Origin of the sequence: Halococcus qingdaonensis, assembly GCF_024508235.1 — an archaeon.
GTDB classification, from domain to species: domain Archaea; phylum Halobacteriota; class Halobacteria; order Halobacteriales; family Halococcaceae; genus Halococcus; species Halococcus qingdaonensis.
In genome coordinates, this window is record NZ_CP101943.1 from 2,411,059 (window position 1) to 2,430,372 (window position 19,314).

Annotated in this window: 19 protein-coding genes; 9 read left to right on the forward strand and 10 right to left on the reverse strand. The window is 66.7% G+C overall.

Annotated features, from left to right (window positions below):
- Positions 1 to 4 precede the first annotated feature (4 nt).
- The 3 genes from thrC to NO363_RS12570 are packed head-to-tail and all read left to right on the forward strand — an operon-like array spanning position 5 to position 1,864.
- Positions 5 to 1,258: a threonine synthase gene (thrC, locus tag NO363_RS12560; protein ID WP_256685541.1), complete on the forward strand. Its 1,254-nt coding sequence runs from the start codon at positions 5 to 7 to the stop codon at positions 1,256 to 1,258.
- A gap of 7 nt (positions 1,259 to 1,265) precedes the next feature.
- Positions 1,266 to 1,667 carry a type II toxin-antitoxin system death-on-curing family toxin gene (locus tag NO363_RS12565; protein ID WP_256685542.1) on the forward strand — a complete coding sequence of 134 codons (402 nt, stop codon included), beginning with the start codon at positions 1,266 to 1,268 and terminating at the stop codon, positions 1,665 to 1,667.
- Positions 1,668 to 1,699: 32 nt separating this feature from the next.
- Complete coding sequence (locus NO363_RS12570; RefSeq protein WP_256685543.1) at positions 1,700 to 1,864, forward strand: hypothetical protein; 165 nt, start codon at positions 1,700 to 1,702, stop codon at positions 1,862 to 1,864.
- Positions 1,865 to 1,895: 31 nt separating this feature from the next.
- Here the strand turns inward: NO363_RS12570 and NO363_RS12575 are convergent, their stop codons facing one another.
- Genes NO363_RS12575 through serA form a run of 3 tightly spaced genes read right to left on the reverse strand, consistent with a single transcriptional unit; the run spans position 1,896 to position 5,363 of the window.
- A complete protein-coding gene (locus tag NO363_RS12575; RefSeq protein WP_256685544.1) occupies positions 1,896 to 2,162 on the reverse strand; it encodes a DUF7513 family protein in 267 nt (88 codons plus the stop codon).
- Positions 2,159 to 3,730 carry a Na+/H+ antiporter NhaC family protein gene (locus tag NO363_RS12580; protein WP_256685545.1) on the reverse strand — a complete coding sequence of 524 codons (1,572 nt, stop codon included), beginning with the start codon at positions 3,728 to 3,730 and terminating at the stop codon, positions 2,159 to 2,161. Before NO363_RS12580 ends, NO363_RS12575 begins: the two co-directional genes overlap by 4 nt.
- 46 nt (positions 3,731 to 3,776) lie before the next feature.
- The gene (serA, locus tag NO363_RS12585) at positions 3,777 to 5,363 is read right to left on the reverse strand and encodes a phosphoglycerate dehydrogenase (protein WP_256685546.1); all 1,587 of its coding nucleotides are present in this window, start codon (positions 5,361 to 5,363) and stop codon (positions 3,777 to 3,779) included.
- A gap of 111 nt (positions 5,364 to 5,474) precedes the next feature.
- Here serA and serB point away from each other — a divergent pair, with 111 nt between their 5' ends.
- Positions 5,475 to 6,107: a phosphoserine phosphatase SerB gene (gene serB, locus NO363_RS12590; RefSeq protein ID WP_256685547.1), complete on the forward strand. Its 633-nt coding sequence runs from the start codon at positions 5,475 to 5,477 to the stop codon at positions 6,105 to 6,107.
- A 1-nt stretch (position 6,108) separates the two neighbouring features.
- Here serB and metX read toward each other — a convergent pair whose 3' ends face one another.
- On the reverse strand, positions 6,109 to 7,320 hold the full coding sequence (gene metX / locus NO363_RS12595) for a homoserine O-acetyltransferase MetX (protein WP_256685548.1): 1,212 nt from the start codon (positions 7,318 to 7,320) through the stop codon (positions 6,109 to 6,111).
- Positions 7,317 to 8,600 carry an O-acetylhomoserine aminocarboxypropyltransferase/cysteine synthase family protein gene (locus NO363_RS12600; RefSeq protein WP_256685549.1) on the reverse strand — a complete coding sequence of 428 codons (1,284 nt, stop codon included), beginning with the start codon at positions 8,598 to 8,600 and terminating at the stop codon, positions 7,317 to 7,319. The genes metX and NO363_RS12600 overlap by 4 nt, the downstream gene beginning before the upstream one ends.
- 135 nt (positions 8,601 to 8,735) lie before the next feature.
- Between NO363_RS12600 and NO363_RS12605 the strand changes: the two genes are divergently transcribed.
- Complete coding sequence (locus NO363_RS12605) at positions 8,736 to 9,200, forward strand: hypothetical protein (RefSeq protein WP_007740242.1); 465 nt, start codon at positions 8,736 to 8,738, stop codon at positions 9,198 to 9,200.
- An 8-nt stretch (positions 9,201 to 9,208) separates the two neighbouring features.
- Here the strand turns inward: NO363_RS12605 and NO363_RS12610 are convergent, their stop codons facing one another.
- Both NO363_RS12610 and NO363_RS12615 read right to left on the reverse strand, forming a co-directional pair.
- Complete coding sequence (locus NO363_RS12610; RefSeq protein ID WP_256685551.1) at positions 9,209 to 10,375, reverse strand: pyridoxal-phosphate-dependent aminotransferase family protein; 1,167 nt, start codon at positions 10,373 to 10,375, stop codon at positions 9,209 to 9,211.
- A gap of 122 nt (positions 10,376 to 10,497) precedes the next feature.
- A complete protein-coding gene (locus NO363_RS12615; protein ID WP_256685553.1) occupies positions 10,498 to 10,851 on the reverse strand; it encodes a hypothetical protein in 354 nt (117 codons plus the stop codon).
- Between the two features lie 154 nt (positions 10,852 to 11,005).
- Between NO363_RS12615 and ligA the strand changes: the two genes are divergently transcribed.
- Complete coding sequence (ligA, locus tag NO363_RS12620; protein ID WP_256685555.1) at positions 11,006 to 13,123, forward strand: NAD-dependent DNA ligase LigA; 2,118 nt, start codon at positions 11,006 to 11,008, stop codon at positions 13,121 to 13,123.
- Between the two features lie 12 nt (positions 13,124 to 13,135).
- Here the strand turns inward: ligA and NO363_RS12625 are convergent, their stop codons facing one another.
- Both NO363_RS12625 and NO363_RS12630 read right to left on the reverse strand, forming a co-directional pair.
- The gene (locus NO363_RS12625; RefSeq protein ID WP_256685557.1) at positions 13,136 to 13,975 is read right to left on the reverse strand and encodes an ABC transporter permease; all 840 of its coding nucleotides are present in this window, start codon (positions 13,973 to 13,975) and stop codon (positions 13,136 to 13,138) included.
- Positions 13,972 to 14,925 carry an ABC transporter ATP-binding protein gene (locus NO363_RS12630; RefSeq protein ID WP_256685559.1) on the reverse strand — a complete coding sequence of 318 codons (954 nt, stop codon included), beginning with the start codon at positions 14,923 to 14,925 and terminating at the stop codon, positions 13,972 to 13,974. Before NO363_RS12630 ends, NO363_RS12625 begins: the two co-directional genes overlap by 4 nt.
- Before the next feature lie 427 nt (positions 14,926 to 15,352).
- Here NO363_RS12630 and NO363_RS12635 point away from each other — a divergent pair, with 427 nt between their 5' ends.
- The 3 genes from NO363_RS12635 (at position 15,353) to NO363_RS12645 (ending at position 18,942) form a co-directional block, all read left to right on the forward strand.
- The gene (locus tag NO363_RS12635; protein ID WP_256685560.1) at positions 15,353 to 15,715 is read left to right on the forward strand and encodes a hypothetical protein; all 363 of its coding nucleotides are present in this window, start codon (positions 15,353 to 15,355) and stop codon (positions 15,713 to 15,715) included.
- A 210-nt stretch (positions 15,716 to 15,925) separates the two neighbouring features.
- The gene (locus NO363_RS12640; RefSeq protein ID WP_256685561.1) at positions 15,926 to 17,095 is read left to right on the forward strand and encodes a helix-turn-helix transcriptional regulator; all 1,170 of its coding nucleotides are present in this window, start codon (positions 15,926 to 15,928) and stop codon (positions 17,093 to 17,095) included.
- 110 nt (positions 17,096 to 17,205) lie between these two features.
- Positions 17,206 to 18,942 carry an excinuclease ABC subunit C gene (locus tag NO363_RS12645; protein WP_256685563.1) on the forward strand — a complete coding sequence of 579 codons (1,737 nt, stop codon included), beginning with the start codon at positions 17,206 to 17,208 and terminating at the stop codon, positions 18,940 to 18,942.
- 38 nt (positions 18,943 to 18,980) lie between these two features.
- Here NO363_RS12645 and NO363_RS12650 read toward each other — a convergent pair whose 3' ends face one another.
- Positions 18,981 to 19,187: a hypothetical protein gene (locus NO363_RS12650; RefSeq protein WP_256685565.1), complete on the reverse strand. Its 207-nt coding sequence runs from the start codon at positions 19,185 to 19,187 to the stop codon at positions 18,981 to 18,983.
- Between the last annotated feature and the right edge of the window lie 127 nt (positions 19,188 to 19,314).

Sequence of the window (19,314 nt, forward strand, 5' to 3'; positions counted from 1 at the left end):
GCACATGCCCGATCTCAGTCTCGCTGCAGCCACCCCCGACTGCGCCGACGGCGGCGTCTGGCTCGCCTGTATCGAGTGTGGCGAACAACTCGCCCCGTTCGACGAACCGACCTACCGCTGTCCCGACTGCGGCGGGCTGCTCGAAGCGCGCTACGAGCAGTATCCGACGTTCGAGGCGTTCTCGGGTCGTGGCGTCTGGCACTACGACGCGGCGCTACCCTTCGATCGGGGCGTCTCGCTGCCCGAAGGCGACACGCCGCTGCACGAGGTCCCCCGACTCGAAGCCGATCTCGGAGTACGGAGCCTGCGCGTCAAACACGAGGGGATGAACCCGACGGGCAGTTTCAAGGATCGAGGGATGACCGTTGGGGTCCGCGTCGCCGAGGAGCTCGGCGTCTCGCGACTGGCCTGTGCCTCGACGGGCAACACGAGCGCCGCACTCGCGGCCTACGGCGGACGCGCCAACCTAGAGACGCTCGTCTTGCTCCCCGCCGGTAAGGTCGCCGCCGGCAAAGTGGCCCAGGCCGCCCTCCACGGCGCGCGCATTCTGGAGGTCGACGGCAACTTCGACGCCTGCCTCGACATCGTGAGCGAGCTCGCCGACCGCGGCGAGGCCTACCTGCTCAACTCGCTCAACCCCTTCCGGCTTGAGGGTCAGAAGACGATCGGCTTCGAGATCCTCGAAACGTTTCGCGACGAGTACGGACGGTTTCCGGACCGCATCGTCCTTCCTGTGGGTAACGCCGGCAACACGGCCGCCCTCTACAAGGCGTTCCGCGAGCTCGTCCGGGCGGGCGCGCTCGCCGAGGACGAGGTGCCGATGCTGACCGGGGTTCAAGCCGAAGGGGCCGCACCGATGGTCGAGGCCATCGAGGAGGGGTACGCGGACACCGAGCGCTGGGAAGAGGTCGAGACGCGCGCGACGGCCATCCGGATCGGCAACCCGGTCAACGCGCCGAAGGCCCTCCCCGGCATCCGCGCGACCGGCGGCACCGCGGTCGCGGTCGCCGACGACGCAATCACCGACGCCCAGCGCGCGCTCGCCGAGGAGGGTGTCGGCGTGGAACCCGCGAGTGCTGCCAGCGTCGCCGGCCTGCGCAAACTCCGTGAGGAGGGCGTCGTCGACGAGAGCGAGGACGTGGTCTGTCTGACGACCGGCCATCTGCTGAAGGACCCCGACGCGGCCGCCGCCGCGGGGGCCGAGCCGGAGCCGGTGGCGAACAATACCGAGGCGATCCTGGATCACCTGAGCGGCTAGGTAGCCGATGGCCGACCTCGTCTATCCGACGGTCGAAGACGTCCTCGCCATCCACGAGGCGGTCGTCGCGAGCGATCGCGAAACCGAAGCCGGCGTGCGCTCGCCCGAAACCGTCGAATCCGCACTGATCTACGTCTCGGAAGGCTATTTCGGCGAAGCACCTGACACGATCCACGAAACGGCGGCACATCTCATGCGACTACTCGCCGCCGAACACCCGTTCGTGGACGGAAACAAGCGTACCGCGTTGAACACGGCTGACATCATCTACGAAATAAATGGCTACGAATTCGACCACGGCGACGACGTTCGTGCCATCCTCAAGCGTTTTGCGACGGACGAACGAAACGTCGATATGAGTGGTGTCATCGCGTATTGCCGCGAGCATGCTCATGGAGCCGAAGAGTAAATACCGGGGCCGACGTATTGACGAGCGAGAGGATGGCACAGACCACTCCATCGAGCTACCGGGACGAGCGTGCAGAACTTCGCGAGCGGGTCCAAAACCCCGAATCAGAAGCCGAACGCCACGAAGCAGTGCTCCGGCTCGCGGAGATCAACCGCGAAATCCACGCGGAGACCTACGAAAAGCTCGCCCGCGAGTGAGCAGGCGCTCGAACCGCTCCAAACCAGCTTCTCAGTTCCCTTCGTCGTCGAAGCCGTCGAGCAGCGACGCCTGTCCCGTGTGATCGTTGTCGTCGAACGATTCGACGCGGACGGGCACCTGCGTGTCGAGCAGGTTCGGCGGGGCGTCCGGGATCCGGAGCACGCTGTCGCCGAGGCGGACGAGCGCGGTTCCGTTTTCGTAGCCGGTGACGAACGCCCGGAACTCCGTGCCGGGATCGAAACTCGGCTTGCTCGTCCGGAACTGGAGCCCTTCGGTGAACGCGCTGAGACGGCTCATACCCGCGCCACCTCACCCGTCTCGCGGTCGGACGTGTACTCCAGCCCGAAGCCGGTCAGGGCGGCGACGATGAAGACGAAGAACAGCAGCCAGCCGTGGAAGACGAACGGCCAGACCTCCGCCGGATTGACCAGCATCGACTGGGTAAACCAGCTGTACTGCTCGGGCAGTCCCAGCATGGCGGTGTAGCCCGCGAGCAGGCCGCCACCCCACGGGAAGATGTAGCCGAGCGCCGAGGTGTTCGCGTCGAGGATGTTCGCGCGGCGGTAGCCGTTGATGTTGAACCGCTCGCCGATGCGGGCGATGTACGGCGCGATAGCGATCTCGGCAGCCGTGTTGATCGTGATCATCGCGTTGATCGCGGCGGTGCCGAGCACCATCGTGGTCTCGGCCCGGCGGAGGCTCGTCGCGACCGATCCAAGGAGGAAGTCCTGCATCGCCTCGAAACCGCCGCCGCGGACGAGGATTTGCGCGCCGGCGACGATCAAGAGTGTGAGGACGATCAGCGGGAAGAAGCCGACCGCACCGCTGTAGATGCTTCCGGCGACGCCCGTCTCCGAGCTCTGGACGAGTTCGATGAACGGGAGGCCGGAGAGCGACTGCGCGATGCCGGAGCCCTGTGGGGCCTGAAAGACGAGCATATCGCTCACGCTCGCCAGCCCGGTGACGACGTTCAGCACCGCCGAGGTGATCAGTCCCCACGAGATCGCCTCGACGATGTGACGGCCGCTGATCGCCGTGCCGATGACGACCGCGACCGAGAGGAGGTGGACGAGACCGAGCGGGTTGCTGTTCTCGGTGAGCAGACCGCCGGCTTGCTGGGCGACGTCGACGCCGTCCATCAGGCTGCCAGCGACGATGTAGGCCGGCAGCGCGATGATCGCCGCGACGGCGGCGTATTTGAACCGTGAGGAGACGACGCCGCCGATGTCCGAATCCTGCGTGACGGCGCTGACGATCGTCGTGTCGCTCACCGGGGCGAGGTTGTCGCCGAAGACCGCCCCCGAGAGGATCGCCGCGAACGTGAGCACCGGGTTCGCCCCGAGCAGCACGCCCGCCGGGAAGAACAGCGTCGTGAACGCGACGACCGTCCCGTAGCCGGTGCCGATACCGGTCGCGAGCAGGCCCGCGAGGATGTAGGCCGCCGCCGGGAACAGCGTCGCACCGATGTCGAGGGCGGTCGCCGCCCAGATGAGGCCGTCGACGAACCCACCGGCTTGGAGGGTGTCGGCGAACATGCCCGCCCAGAGCCAGGCGACGATGGCCGTCGCCGCCACGGGTTGGGTCATCCCCTCGAAGATCGTGTTCGCGTACTGCTTCCAGTCGCCCTTGGCGAAGAACATCCCGATGATGAGGGCGATGAGCATTCCCGCGACCAACCCCTGCGTGTCGCCGATCTGGAGGACACCACTTTGAAAGATCGCCCAGACGACGAAGATCGCGAGCGGGAGCGCGCTCAGCCAGCGCCCGCCATAGAACTCGATGCTGCGTTCGTCGTCGCTGCTGTCGGCCAATCCCTCGTCGTACTCGTCGGTCGGATCGCCGGGGCTCCCCCCGTCAGTACTCATACCTCAGCCACTACACGGAACGACCATTATATAGTTATGGTCGAGATCACTCCGTGCCGTTGAGCGCGATATAAGTCGTGTCGATGACGCGCTCGTCGGCTTCGAGACGCTCGCGCAGCTCGTCGGTGACCGGTTCGTCGAGGTTGTAGACCGACAGCGCCTCGCCGCCGATCGTCTCGCGAGCGTTGAACATGCCCGCGATGTTGACGTCCGCGTCGCCCAGCACGGTTCCGATAAAACCGATCAGACCGGGCTCGTCCTCGTTGCGCGCGACGAGCATGTGGCCCGACGGGATCGCGTCGACGCGGAAGCCGTCGATCCGAACGATGCGCGGGTCCTCGCCGGCGAACAGCGTGCCGCAGACGCCGATCTCCGTGCCGCCGTTCTGGACCGTGACGGTCACGAGCGACTGGAAATCGGCGGCGGTGTGGGTCTTCGATTCGGTCACGTCGATGCCGCGCTCCTCGGCGATGCGCGGGGCGTTGACGGCGTTGACCTGCCATTCGAGCGGCTCGAAGACTCCTTGAAGGGCGCTCGCGGTCACGAGATCGACCTCTTCGCCCGCGATGTCGCCGGCGTAGGTGACTTCGACACCCTCGACGCGCCCGTCGAGCAGCTGCGTGGCGATCTTGCCCGCCGTGGAGGCGATGTCGAGATACGGCTCGACGCGGGGGAACGCGCTCGCGTCCATCGAGGGCGCGTTGAGCGCGTTCATCACCGGCTCGCCGCGGACGGCCGAAAGGACCTGGTCGGCGATGTCGGTGGCGACGTTCTTCTGGGCGGCGTGCGTGCTCGCGCCGAGATGGGGCGTCACGATTACGTCGTCGGCGCGCAGGAGCGGGCTGTCCTCGTCGAGCGGTTCGTCGGCGAAGACGTCAATGGCCGCACCCGCGAGCGTGCCGTCGTCGACGGCGGCCGCGAGCGCGCGTTCGTCGACGACGCCACCGCGCGCGCAGTTGACGAGATAGCCGTCGCCGAGCCGCTCCAACTCTTCCTCGCCGACGAGATCCTCCGTCTCGGGCGTCAGCGGCGTGTGCATCGTCAGGACGTCCGCGCGCGCGAGGCAGTCGTCGAGCTCGACGAGCTCCGCACCGAGGTTCGCGGCACGCTCCTCGGAGATGTAGGGATCGTAGGCGACGAGCTCCATGCCGAGGCTGTCGAGCTTCTTCGCGACCTCCTGGCCGACGCGGCCGAAGCCGACGATGCCGAGCGTCGCGCCGTCGAGTTCCGTCCCCAGATAGTCGCCCTTGGCCCACTCGCCGGCCTTGAGACGGGCGTGGGCTTGCGGGATCGAGCGCGCGGCGGCGAACGTCATCGCGACGGTGTGCTCGGCGGCCGCGCGGACGTTGCCCTCGGGGGCGTTGGCGACGATGACGCCCCGCTCGGTGGCGGCGTCGATGTCGATGTTGTCGACGCCGATGCCCGCCCGGCCGACGATCGCGAGATCGGGGGCGGCATCGAGCAGCTCGGCCGTGACCTCAGTGCCCGAGCGGACGACGAGCGCGCTCGCGTCGGCGATCGCTTCGAAAAGAGCGTCACCTTCGGCGTCGTAGGCCGTTTCGACGGTATGGCCAGCCTCGCGCAGGCGTGTGAGGCCCGGCTCGGCGATGGGGTCCGTGACGAGTACCTTCATGTCGAATCCTCCGACGCGGGAGGGTTAACCCTTTCTTCACTGGCACGTCTCGCCGGCCGATCGGGCGGCACGGATGCGAACGTTTTGAACCCGGCGGGCCGATGGGCGAGTATGAAACTGGTCGCGTTCGACTTCGACGGCACTCTCTCGGACTCGGAGATGAGCGTGCTGCTCGGCGAACAGTACGGCGTCGCCGAGGAGATGGCGACCATCACCGAGCGGGCGATGAACGACGAGATCGAGTACGCCGAGAGCCTGCGCGAGCGCGTCTCGTTGCTGGAGGGCCTCCCGGTCGAGGGCGTCGAGGCGGGCGTCGAGAACGTCGTGCTGCGCTCCGGGGCGAGCGATCTGATCCAGGAACTGAACGACGCCGGCGTCGTGACCGCGATCGTCACGGGCGGGTTCGGCCGCGGCGTCGAGAGCGTGCTCGCACGGTTCGAAACCCCCGTCGACGCCATCGTCGCCAACCAGCTCGAGTTCGAGGAACGACGCCTCACCGGCGAGGTCTCCGGCCCGCTCGTCGAGGGGACCAAGGACGACGCGCTCCGGGCGGTCGCGAACAACGCCGGCATCGACATCGAGGAGACGATCGCCGTCGGCGACGGCGCGAACGACCTGCCGATGCTCCGGACTGCGGGGTTCGCCGTGGGCTACGAGCCGAAACCCGCGGTCGAACCGCACTGTGACGCCGTAGTCGAATCGATGGAAGAGTTGCAGGAACTGCTCGCCGAACACCTCGACTGACTCAGTCGCCGAACAGGCTGGCGTGGACGGGCGCGAACGACTCGCCCGTGTCGGTAGTGGTGTCGGTCACGGCGCGGCCGGCGGTGCCGTGAGCGAGGAAGTCGGCGATCGGCGGGCCGACGTTCTCCGGTTCGACCAGGAAGGCGTCGTGGCCGTGATCGGAGTCGATAACGTGGTGGGCGACGTCGACGCCCGCCGTGCGGCACGCCTCGGCGAGCGCCTCGGACTGCTCGGTCGTGAAGTGCCAGTCACCGGTGAAGCTCATCACGAGCACCTCGCCGTCGAAGGCCCGGAGCGCGTCCGCATCGGTGGTGTGACCGGCGGCGAGGTCGTAGTCGTCCATCGCGCGCGTGAGATAGAGATAGCTGTTCGCGTCGAAACGATCGACGAACGTGCCGGCGTTGTAGTCGAGATACGACTCGACATCGCGATAGGGGAAAAATCCCGCTGCGGGGTCAACGGGGAAGTCGTCGCGGGCAGCGTCGCGGCCAGCGGCCCGGCGGCCGAACTTCCGCTCCATCGAGTCCTTCGAGAGATACATCAGGTGGCCGAGCTGGCGTGCGAGCGCCAGGCCGTCGTCAGGCTCGGTCCCTCGATAGTAGTCGCCGCCCGCCCAGTTCGCGTCGGTCGTGATCGCGCGGCGGGCGATGCCGTCGAGCGCGACGCACTGGGCGTCGAGGCGGGCGGCCGCAGCCACGGGAACCGCACGCTCGACGCGGTCGGGATAGCGCTTGATCCATTCGAGCACGTTCATTCCGCCGACGCTCCCCCCGACGACCGTCGCGAGCGTCGTGATCCCGAGATCGTCGAGCAGGCGGCGCTGGGCGCGCGTCCAGTCGGCGACCGTGACGGGCGGGAACTCGGTGCCGTAGGGTTCGCCGGTTTCGGGGTTCGTCGAAGCGGGTCCCGACGATCCGTAGCAGGAGCCGGGAACGTTCACACAGACGACGAACTGTTCAGTAGTGTCGATGGCCTTGCCGGGACCGACGATGTCGTCCCACCACGCGCGGGCCTGGCCGTCCGTTTCGGTCGCCCAGTCGCCACCTCTCCCACCGCTGGCGACGTGATGGCTCCCGGTAAGCGCGTGACAGACGAGGACCGCGTTGTCGCCGGTGAACTCGCCGTGAGTCTCGTAGGCGAGTTCGAGCTCCGGGATGGATTCGCCACACTCGAAGGTGAACTCGCCGAGGGAGCGAACGTCGCGCGTCGTCATTCGATCGCCGCCTCCAGATCGGCGACGATGTCCTGGGCGGTTTCGATACCGACCGAGAGCCGCACGAGATCGGGTGTGACGCCCGAGGCGCGCTGGTCGGCCTCCGAGAGTTGGGCATGGGTCGTGCTCGCCGGGTGGATCACGAGGGTCTTCGCGTCGCCGACGTTCGCCAGGAAACTGGCGAGTTCGACGTCCTCGCAGAGGCGCTTGCCCGCCTCGTATCCACCATCGAGGCCGAACGCGATCATGCCGCCGAACCCGCCGTCGAGATACTCGCGGGCGTTCGCGTGTGTTTCGTGCTCTTCGAGTCCCGGATAGGCGACCCACGCGACCGAGTCGTTGTCGTCGAGATACTCGGCCACCTGAAGTGCGTTCTCGGCGTGGCGCTCCATCCTGAGATGGAGGGTTTCGAGCCCCTGGAGGGTGAGCCAGGCGTCGAACGGCGACTGGCTCGCGCCGAGGCTGCGGAGGCCGCGCTGGCGGGCGGCGGCAGTGAACGCGCGCTCGCCGAACTGCTCGGCGAAGTTCAGCCCGTGGAAAGCGGGGTTCGCGCCGCCGATCTCGGGGTATTTCTCGGGATGGTCGGCCCAGGGGAACGAGCCGCCGTCGACGAGCGCGCCGCCGATCGTCGTGCCCGCGCCGTGGAGCCACTTCGTCGTCGACTCCCAGACGAGATCCGCGCCATGATCGAGCGGGCGACAGAGTGCGGGTGTGGCGAACGTGTTGTCCACCAGCAAGGGCACACCGTGATCGTGGGCCACGTCGGCAACTTCCCCGATCTCCGGCGTGACGAGCGAGGGGTTACCGATCGTCTCGCAATGGACGTACGCCGTGTTCTCGTCGATCGCGTCGGCGTAGGCTGCGGGATCGAGCGTGTCGACGAACCGCGCCTTGATGCCGCGCCGGGCGGCGGTATCGCTGAGGTAGGTGTGCGTACCGCCGTAGATGGAGGCGGCGCTCACCACGTTGTCGCCGGTCCCGGCGAGGACGAGCGTCGCGGCGTCGAGGGCGGCCATTCCCGATGCAGTACAGAGCGCATCGGTGCCGTTTTCGAGATCCGCCAGGCGATTTTCGAGGGTTCGGACCGTAGGGTTCGAGATCCGTGAATAAACATCGCCCTCGGCGTCGAGCGCGTAGAGATCCGCGGCGCGATCGGCGTCCTCGAAGGCGTAGGAGGTCGTCTGATAGAGCGGCGGTGCACGGGCACCGGTCGCCGCGTCCGCCGTCTGGCCGGCGTGGACGCAGCGCGTACCGAACCCGCGCCCTGCTGCGTCGGTCATGTATGTGGTGCATATATCGCGTCCCATCTATAACCACGAGTTACGGCAAATGTCGCCGTCGGCGATGGCGGTCGATCGAGCACCGCTGCATCTGCTGGGAACAGTCATATCCGTCGGCCGCGATAGGCTTCGGTAATGGACGACGATACCCCCGAAGAAGCGATCGAGCGCGGCATGGAAGCGTACTACGCGGGCGATGCCATCACGGAGCTGATCGAGGGCATCGACCTCGACGCGCTCGCCGATGGCGCGGCGCTCGACGACGCCGTCGAGTACGAGCGCCTCGGGAAGGTCCTCGGCGCACTCGTCGGACGGCTGGCCGCCAAGGGCGCGAGCAGCAGCGGGCTGCTCGGCCGCGTCGTGAAGGAATCGGCCGGCAGCGAGGTCGGCGGTCGCGTCGGCGAGGCGGCCGCGGTGGCGCTCGTCGAGAACGTCGACATCGACGCGCTCGCCGAACAGGTCAGGACGATCGGCGACAGCGAACGACTGGGAGAGGGGCTCGGCGACGCAGTCCGGGGAACGGAGATGGCGTTCGGACCGACGGACGAGACGGACGCCGACTGGACCGAGATCGACGTCGAGGACGCGGACGAAGAATAGAACCCGATTCAGAGTTCGGTGCGCGCGGCATCGCGGCCCGCCGCGGGATCGGCGTCGTAGCCGACGTCGACGAGCGCTTCGCCGACCGTCTCGACACCGCGGAGTACCTGCTCGTCGGCGAGCTGGCCCATATTGCTCACCCGGAAGATCTCCCCGTCGAGATGGGCCTGACCGCCGCTGACCGAGACGTTGCGCTCGGCGACGGCGTCGAAGAACTCCTTAGGATTTTCGCGCACGGATTCGGGCAGCGCGATCGCCGTGACGGTGTTCGAGCGCTCGCTAGCGTCGTCGAGCGTTGGGAAGCCGTCGAGACCCATCGCAGCGAAGCCGGCGCGGAAGGCGGCAGCCTGCCGGCGGTGGCGGCCGATGCGGGTGTCCATTCCCTCAGCTTCGATTTGCTCGACGGCGACCGCGAGCGCGCGGAACAGCGGGACGGCGCTCGTGAACGGCGTCTGGTGGTCGGCGGCCTTGCGGAGATGCCACTCCAGGTCGGCGTAGAAGGGTGCGCGCTCGCCATCCAGGTGTTCGACCGCGCGGTCGGTCACGTACAGCGCGCTGATCCCCGGTGGCGCGGCGAGCGCCTTCTGCGAGTCCGTGATGGCGATGTCGACGTTCCAGTCGTCGATCCGGAAGACGTCGCCGCCGATCGAGGTGACGCCGTCGACGACGAACCGGGCGTCGTTTTCCCCTGCTATCTCGCCGACCTCGGCGACGGGGTTCAGGATACCGGTGCTGGTCTCGTTGTGGACCATCGTCACGAGGTCGGTGTCGTCGGTGACGTGCTCGGCGACCGTCTCGAGATCGAACGCCTCGCCCCACGTGACCTCGACCGGGGTCACGCGGGCGTAGCGCTCGGCAATGCGCTCGAACCGCCGGCCGAACTTCCCGTTGACGAGCGCGACGACCTCGCTCTCGGTGTCCGTGAGGTTGGCGACGGCGGCCTCCATCCCCATCGTCGCCGTCCCGTTGAGAACCAGACCGGTGCCGCCGTCGCTGGTCGCCTCTTCCTGTGGTGTCGAGTGCTCGAAGACGTACTCCAGTCCGTCCTGGGCGCGCTCGTAGACCGCCTCGAACTCTGCCGAGCGGTGCGAGACCATCGGTGCGTCCATCGCCTCGCGGACCGCATCGGTGATCGGCACCGGCCCGGGGTTCAGCAGGAGAAAGTCGTCGCTCATGGCCGTGTATCCGCCTCGGCTCACATAAGCCCCGGCGTTATCGCCGTACTTGCCACGACGGCGGGACACGATGGGCGGAACCGTGTGAGCAGAGAGTGGTTGGCGATCGATTCGGCTGCACCTCACAGCAGAGTAGTAATTGTAATAAAACCTGAAACAGCAACCACTGCCAGAGCCAGCATGACCGTCACGGTCACGCTTAACCATTCCAGTCGCTCGTTTTCGCTCCATTTGCTTTCGAATGTCTCCATTCCACGGAACAGGTTGACTCCGATACCGATGAGCAACCAACCGCCAGCCCCGACAACAAAGAGTGAGCTATCGTGTCCCGTGACATTGGCGAGGATGATTGCCATCGGCAGTTGACTGAGTCCGATAAACACCGTAGCGAGGCCCATGAGCCGGGATTGATTGATCAAGAAACCACGATCCTCATCGAGCATGCCCGCGGATTTTGAATATCGATTTTGTTCCATGTTGAGTGATTGTGATAGCGAATGATCAAACTACCGGCAGGACAGAGACGAACATAGCCACGAGTTGTCGCCCGAACCGCAGAGAGTTGATTCGATGGGCCAGCGGTTTCGCCGAGGCGAACCACCTAAGCGGAGCCCCGGAATAACTGGGGCAATGACCGCCTCGGACGCCGCGGACGCGGACAACCCCTATCTCCGCGATCCGCCGACGGAGTTCGACGATCCCGCAACGCTCGACGAGGAGCAGGCGCGCGAGCAGGCCGAGCAGCTGCGCGAGGCGATCCGTCGACACGACCATCGGTACTACCTCGAAGCCGACCCGGGGATTCCGGATCGGACCTACGACGCGCTCTTCTCCCGGCTCGAATCGCTCGAAGACGCCTTCGATATCGCGACCGAGACGAGCCCGACCCGGCGCATCGGCGGCGAACCACTCGACGAACTCGCGACCGTGGAGCACGTCGCGCCGATGCTCTCGATCGACTCCAGCGGCGATCCCGAGGAGGTCCGTGAGTTCGACGAGCGCGTGCGTCGCGAACTCGGGGAGACGGGCGGCCAGCAGTCGCTCGCGGAGTTCGAGGATGAGGGCGACGGGATCGAGTACGTCTGCGAGCCGAAGTTCGACGGGCTCTCGATCGAGGTCGTCTACGAGGACGGCGTCTACGAGCGCGCCGCGACCCGCGGAGATGGTCGCGAGGGCGACGACGTGACACAGAACGTCCGCACCATCGGATCGATTCCACAGCGTCTCCGCGGGGAGTATCCCGACTACCTGGCCGTGCGCGGCGAGGTCTACATGCCACGCGACGCCTTCGCCGAACACAACCGCGAGCGCGTCGAGCGCGGGGACGACCCGTTCGCGAACCCGAGAAACGCGGCCGCGGGGACGCTCCGCCAGCTCGACCCCGCCGTCACCGCCGAGCGCCCGCTCGCGTGTTTCTTCTTCGGCGTGCTCGAAACGAGCTACGCGTTCGCGAGTCACGACGAACAGTACCGGAAACTGCCGGAGTGGGGGCTGCCCGTCAACGACCGGATGGACGTCGTCGGGAGCATCGAAGAGGCAATCGACTACCGCGACCGCCTCGGCGAGGCGCGCGAGGAGCTGAACTACGAGATCGACGGGACGGTGTTCAAGGTGAACGATCTCGCGGCCTGCGAGCGGCTCGGGACGACCGCACGCGCGCCGCGCTGGGCCTACGCCTATAAGTTCCCCGCGCGGAGCGAGATCACACGAATCACCGAAATCACCGTGCAGATCGGCCGGACGGGGCGGGCGACGCCGGTCGCATTGCTCGATCCCGTCGAGGTCGGCGGTGTCGAGGTCTCGCGGGCGACGCTGCACAACCCCGGCGAGATCGAGGAACTCGGCGTGAACACCGGCGATCGGGTGCGCCTCCAGCGCGCGGGCGACGTGATCCCCTACGTTGTCGAGGTCGTCGAGGACGGCGGCGAAGGCACCTTCGAGTTCCCCGATCGCTGTCCGATCTGTGAGAGCACGATCGAGCGCGACGGCCCGCTCGCGTTCTGCACAGGTGGAGTGGCCTGTCCCGCACAGCTCCAGCGCGCGCTCGAACACTACGCCAGTCGCGAGGGCCTCGACATCGAGGGGCTCGGCGAGGAGCGCATCGATCAGCTGCTGGACGCGGAACTGGTCGAATCGATCCCCGATCTCTACGACCTGCGGGAAGCGGATCTCGCCCGTCTCGATGGATGGGGCGAGAAGAGCGCGGCGAACCTCCGGGCGGAGCTCGATGCGGCGAAAGAACCCCCGCTCCCGGTGTTCCTCACCGCACTCGGCGTCCCCGAAGTGGGATCGACGACCGCCGAGAGCCTCGCCCGCGAGTTCGGGACCTTGGACGCACTGATGAACGCGAGCGAAGAGGATCTCCGCGAGGTGCCGGACATCGGCCCGCGCGTCGCGAGCGAGATCCGGGAGTTCTTCGACAGCGAGCAGAACCGGGAGACGGTCGCCGGCCTGCGCGAGCGCGGCGTCGAACCCGAGTCGGTCGAGCGCGAGCGTGGCGACGCACTCGCCGATGAGACGTTCGTGTTCACGGGCGGGCTGTCGGAACTGACGCGCGAGGAGGCCGAGAGCCTCGTCGAACGACACGGCGCGAACAGTACGGGGAGTGTCTCGGGCAACACCGACTATCTGGTGATCGGCGAGAACCCCGGGCAGACGAAGCGCGACGACGCCGCACAGGAGGAGGTCCCCGAACTCACCGAGGAGGAGTTCGTGGCGCTGCTCGACGAACGCGGGATCGAGTTCTGACGGGAGCGGATCTTAGAGGTCGGTCCCCTCGAAGCGGAGATAGCCCAGTGCGAGCGGGACGACGATCCAGGCCGCGAGGATGACGAACCCGAACCAGTCCTGGAGATAGAACGCGTCGGGAGTTTGGCCCGTGACGGCGAGCGTCGTCGGGTTCTGGGGAAGCAGCGACTGTGCGGCGCTGTTATAGGCGCTGCCAGGCGGGAGCGACTGGAGGAAGTAGTACCAGTCGCCGGGCGGCTGCTGGGGCAGGCTGAGTCCGTTCACGAGGTAGACGACCGCGATGAGCACCTGTTGCCAGAGGAACTCCAGGACGACGAGCAGCGAGACGCCGCCGATGAGCGCGCGGAACGTCGAAGTCGTCGCCGACGAGAGCGCGACGCCGATCGCGATATAGGCCAGTCCGAGCAGGACGGTCACGAACGCGAACACGAGGTAGTTCACCGGCGTGAAGCGGCTCGACTGCCAGAAGATCACCGCCGCGCCGACGGCGAACCCGACGAGGATCGGGACGACGAGCACGCTCGTGCGGCCGAGCGTCTTCCCGAGCACGACGTCGAGCCGGGAGTGGGGCAGCGAGAGCAGCAGCTTGATGCGCCCGCTCTCGCGCTCGCCAGCGACGGCCTTGTAGCCGAGCGCCAGCCCGATGATCGGCACGAGCAGGCTCGCGGGCGTCAGCAGCGAGAAGATGAGCACCAGCGCCGTCGGATCACCGCCGCCCGGAGCAGGCTGGATGCGCGCGAAGAAGTACGACGCACCCGCGACGAACAGCACGAATAAACCTGTCAGCCCGAGCAGCACCCGCGAACGGATCGCGTCCTGAAAGTCCTTGCGCGCGACCGCGAGCGTGCTCACGCGCGGACCTCCGGTTCGCCGGTGGTGTAGCTCGCGAAGACCTCCTCCAGCGAGGCCCCCGTCGTGTCGAAATCGGCCACCGGCGCGCCGTTGTCTTCGAGCGTCGACAACACCGTGGTCTTCGCGCCGTCCACACAGTCGACGGTCAGTCGCTGTCCGTCCGCACGGACCGTCGAGACGCCGTCGAGCGTGCGGACCGCCGCCACCGCGTCGTCGGGCAGGCGCTCGACGTCGACCGCGAGCGTCGTCTCGCCGCCGGCGGCCTCGCGCAGCCCCTCGACGGTGTCCTCGGCGACGAGTTCGCCGTCCCGGAGGATGCCAACGCGGTCACAGACCGGTTCGACCTGGCCGAGGACGTGACTAGAGAAGAACACCGTCGCGCCGCGATCGCGCTCGGCACGGACGATGTCGCGCATCTCGCGCGCGCCGTTCGGATCGAGACCCGTCGACGGTTCGTCGAGGATCAGCAGGTCCGGCTGGCCGACGAGCGCCATGCCGAGGACGAGGCGCTGGGCCATCCCCTTCGAGTAGCCGCCGGCCTTCCGGTCGAGCGCGTCGGCGATGCCCACTCGTTCGGCGATTTCTGCTGGACTGTCGGCGGCGTTTTTCGACTCGATGGCGAAATCGAGATGCTGACGGCCGGTCAGGCGGTCATATGGCGAGAACCCCTCCGGGAGCACGCCGACGCGCTCGCGCACCTGCTGGCTCTCGGTGCGGGCGTCGAGATCGAGCACGCGCGCGCTCCCCGCCGTCGGCCGAACGAAGTCGAGCAGCACGTTGATCGTCGTCGATTTCCCCGCCCCGTTCGGCCCGAGAAAGCCGTAGATGTCGCCCTCTCGGACCGTCAGGTCGAGATCCGAAAGCGCCTCGACGGGATCGCTCGACCGTCCCGGGAGCCCGAGCCCGCCGTCGTAGCGCTTGGTCACTCCATCGAGTTCGATGGCTGCCATGTGGGGGTGTTTTCGACACCGTGGTATGTGCTTTCCCCTTCGTCGCGCTCAACGACGGATCCGCACCGAGGACGCCCGCCGGCCCTCGATTGACCACCGCGAGAAACGGCGATCGGGCGAGAAAAACAACGTAAAACCAACCGTTTCGGGTATGAAACGGTTGGGTATCCAAGTTGAAATCGTCGTTTCGTGCAGTACGTGGCGCTCGAAAAGAGACTGGTGGCCGCGGGCGAGGACGATCGGCTCGCGAGCCGGCCGTCAGAGGACAGGGGTGGCGGACAGCCGTCAGCCAGACGTCAGACACGTGTTGTTCGAACATGAAGAAATGCGCGTGAATCGGCTTCTCAGCGGCTGTAACGGTCCGCAACAGACGGAACAGGACGGGCTATTTATGTGGCCGAGGCTGCTGGTGTCGAGTGCAGAACGCATGACAAGCAAACCATTCGACGCGCTCGGGGAGCGGCTCCCCTCACGGCGCGTTCTGGCGGTCGGTCTCGTTGCCGCGCTGCTCGTCTTCGCTGGCTGTATGGGCGGCGGTGGCGGTAACAACAGTAGCGAAGGAACGACTGCGATGGACGGCGGTGCTGCCGAGGAAACTTCCATGATGGAAGACGGCGGCATGGCCGAAGAGACGACGATGATGGAAGACGGTGAGGAGACCATGATGGAAGACGGCGAAGAGACGACCATGATGGGCGAGGAAGAGACCATGATGGAAGGTACCGACATGGGTACGGAGATGGACGGTACCGAGATGATGGGCAACACGACGACCGAAGCTGCGGCCTAAATTCGGTCCCCAGCCCTCTCAAAACCGATACGCGGTCGGTGCTGCCGACCGTTCGCTTTTATCGACCACATTCGTCGATAGCGATATCGCCGTGCTGATGCCGCTGTGTCGATCCGACAGCCGATAGGAGAGACCGATCGGGGCGGGATATGTGCAGTTACCGACTGACCGACAGTATAATACCGAGCGCACGCAGAAGATAGGCGAAGGATGAGCGACGGCGCGCGTATCTTGGCAGGAGTGCTCTGTCTGGTGGTACTCGCCAGCGCCGCCGTCCCGGCCGTCGCACAGTCGAACGACGGCATCGGCACGATCGAGGTTTCGGGCAGCGGCGTCATCACCAACGACCCCGCAAACGGCTCGACGTATCTCTGGAGCGACGAGTCACTCAACGTCAGCGTCGGCTTCGCCGACCAGCCGGACGCCCGCAACTACCGCGTCTGTCTCGGTGCCGATCGGAAGGGGACGACGCGAACGCTCGACTGTGGGCTCGAAGCACTGCCGAACGGCACCAACGGCACCGCCGAGTTCACGAACGTCACGTGGCCGCAGAACGCCACCGGCGAGCAGAGACTCGCCGTCGAGCTCCAGAAGCTCTCGAACGCGAGCAACGCGACGGTGCTCGACCGCACGACGGTCCCCGTGACGGTGCTCCGTCGACAGGGTGACTTCGACGGCGACGGGTTGACGAACGCCCGCGAGGTCGAGGCGGGCTACAACGTCTCGAACCCGGACATGGATGCCGACGGACTGACCGACGGCGCGGAGGTCAACCAGTACGGCTCCGACCCGCAGGATCCCGACAGCGACGGTGACGGCATCCGCGACGGAATCGAAGTCCAGCGCGGCACCGATCCGACCGCGAGCGACACCGACGGCGACGGGCTCAACGACGATCTCGAAGCGATGCTCGGGACGAACCCGACCAACGACCTGACACCGGTCTGGCTCGTCGTCGGCGCGATACTCGTCATCGCCGTCGTCGTGGCCATCGGCGCGGTCGTCCGCCGCCGATGGCGCGAACGCGACGGCAGCCTGCTGCATCTGGGATCGGACACCGACGAATCGGCGACCGAGCCGGAGGACGGCGCGGGTGCGGCCACCGATACGGATCCCACGACCGAGATCGCCGATCCGATGCCGATGACCGACGAGGACCGCGTGCTGGCGCTGCTGCGCGACCATGGCGGGCGGATGAAACAGTCACAGATCGTCGAACGAACCGAGTGGTCGAAGGCGAAAGTGAGCCGACTGCTCTCGTCGATGAACGAGGACGGCAGCGTCGAGAAGCTCTCGATCGGGCGCGAGAACATCATCAGCCTCGACGGCCACGGGCCGGAGGCCGCGCGCTCGCCACACGAGGAGAACCAATCCGACTGATCGTCGATCGGACGTATCGTGATCGCCGTCGCGGAGCCGTGAACGCGGTTGGTGCGGGCGATGACGTTCTGATCGACAGTATCAAACGCCTCGCGTGCCTTCGATAGCTGATGGACGCAGCGCACGTCCGCGAGCACGCCGGCGAGCTCCCGCGCGAACCGGGCGTCTATCAGTTTCAGGAGGGTGAGACGACGCTCTACGTGGGGAAGGCCGTCGATATCCGCGATCGAGTGCGGTCGTACGCGGACCCGCGCTCGCGGCGCATCGCGAGGATGGTCGAGCGCGCCGAAGAGATCGAATGTGCGGTGACGGACACCGAAACGCAGGCGCTCCTGCTCGAAGCGAACCTGATCAAACGCCACCAGCCGCGCTACAACGTCCGTCTGAAGGACGACAAGTCCTATCCATTGGTGCAGCTCACCGATCACGAGTTCCCACGCATCGAGATCACGCGCGATCCGAATCCTGGGGCCGTGGCGTTCGGTCCCTACACCGATCGTGGGCGGGTCGAGACCGTGGTGAAGGCACTTCGGGAGACCTACGGCGTGCGGGGCTGTTCCGACCACAAGTTCGCCGGGCGCGATCGGCCCTGTCTCGATCACGATCTCGGGCTCTGCACCGCGCCGTGTACCGGCGAGATCGGGAGTGAAGAGTACATCGCCGACGTCGAATCCGTCGAGCGGTTCTTCGAGGGAAGTCCAGGGCTGCTCGCCGATCCGCTGCGCCGCGAGATGGAGCGCGCCACGGAGGCAAAGAACTTCGAGCGGGCCGCGAACCTGCGCGACAAGCTCCAGGTCGTGGAGTCGTTCCACGAGGGTGGTGGCGAGGCCGTGTCGGCCCACACCGGCGAGGAGTGGGTCGACGTTCTGGGCGCGGTCGTCGAGGGCGAGCGCGCGACGGTCGCCAGACTGCACAGCGAGGGCGGCCAGCTCGTCGAGCGCGATCGCCACACGCTCTCGGTGCCCGACGACGGCGAGGAGGGAGTGGGGAGCGTGCTCGCGGCGTTCATCGTCCAGTATTACGCCGAGCGCTCGCTGCCCGACGCACTGCTGCTCTCCGAACAGTTCACGGACGACGAGCTCGACGACTGGCTCGACGGCGAGGGCGTTGCGGTGCGCGTCCCCGGTGCGGGGCGCGAAGCGACCCTCGTGGAACTGGCGCTCAAAAACGCCCGTCGCGGGCGCGGAAAGGCCGACGGGACGGCGGCGCTCGCCGACCGCCTCGGCATCGAGCGCGCGAACAGGATCGAGGGGTTCGACGTGAGCCACGCGCAAGGGCGGGCCGCCGTCGGCAGCGACGTGACGTTCGTCGACGGCAGTCCCGAGAAATCCGACTATCGGCGGAAGAAACTCGACGACGAGAACGACGACTACGCCAACATGCACGCGCTCGTCGCCTGGCGCGCGCGCCGAGCCGTCGAAGGGCGGGATGACCGCCCCGAGCCCGATCTACTGCTCATCGATGGCGGCGAGGGGCAGTTGACCGCCGCTCGCGATGCGCTCTCCGAAATCGGCTGGGACGTCCCCGCGATCGGACTGGCGAAGGCCGAAGAGCGTGTCGTCACTTCAGATGGAAGTTTCGCGTGGCCCGACGACGCACCCGAACGCCACCTGCTCCAGCGCGTGCGCGACGAGTCCCATCGGTTCGCGGTCCAGTACCACCAGACCCTGCGCGACGAGGTGAAGACCGTTCTCGACGACGTTCCCGGTATCGGGCCAGAAACGAGAAAACGCCTGCTCCGGCGCTTCGGCAGCGTCGACGGGGTGCGTGCGGCCTCACCCGACGAACTGCAGTCGGTCTCTGGAGTGGGCGAGAAGACCGCCACGACGATCCAGGGGCGGCTCTGAATTCGCGGCGCTGGACCGTTCGCGGATGGAATACCACGTCACCGGAGTTCTCGACGGTAGAGCCGACCGAGCGTGATGACGGCGATCCCGATGCAGACCAGCCCGGCCAGAAAGCCGATCGTGGGTCCAAGAGTCACGCCGGCACCGACGAGTGCGACGAGAAAGACGAGCATATCCAGCTGTGAGCGAGTCTCGAACGCGAACTCGGTGGGTGTGTCGTCGGTTTCTAACGAAGATGGATCCATCATGGTTGCAGAGTCCTTTTCCATAATAAGTTAAATTTCCGTTTTTAGCGAAATGATCGCCCTGTCACCGACCGAACGCGTCGTGCTGGCTTGAGAAAGAATGAAATCGACGGAAAATTGCGCCTAT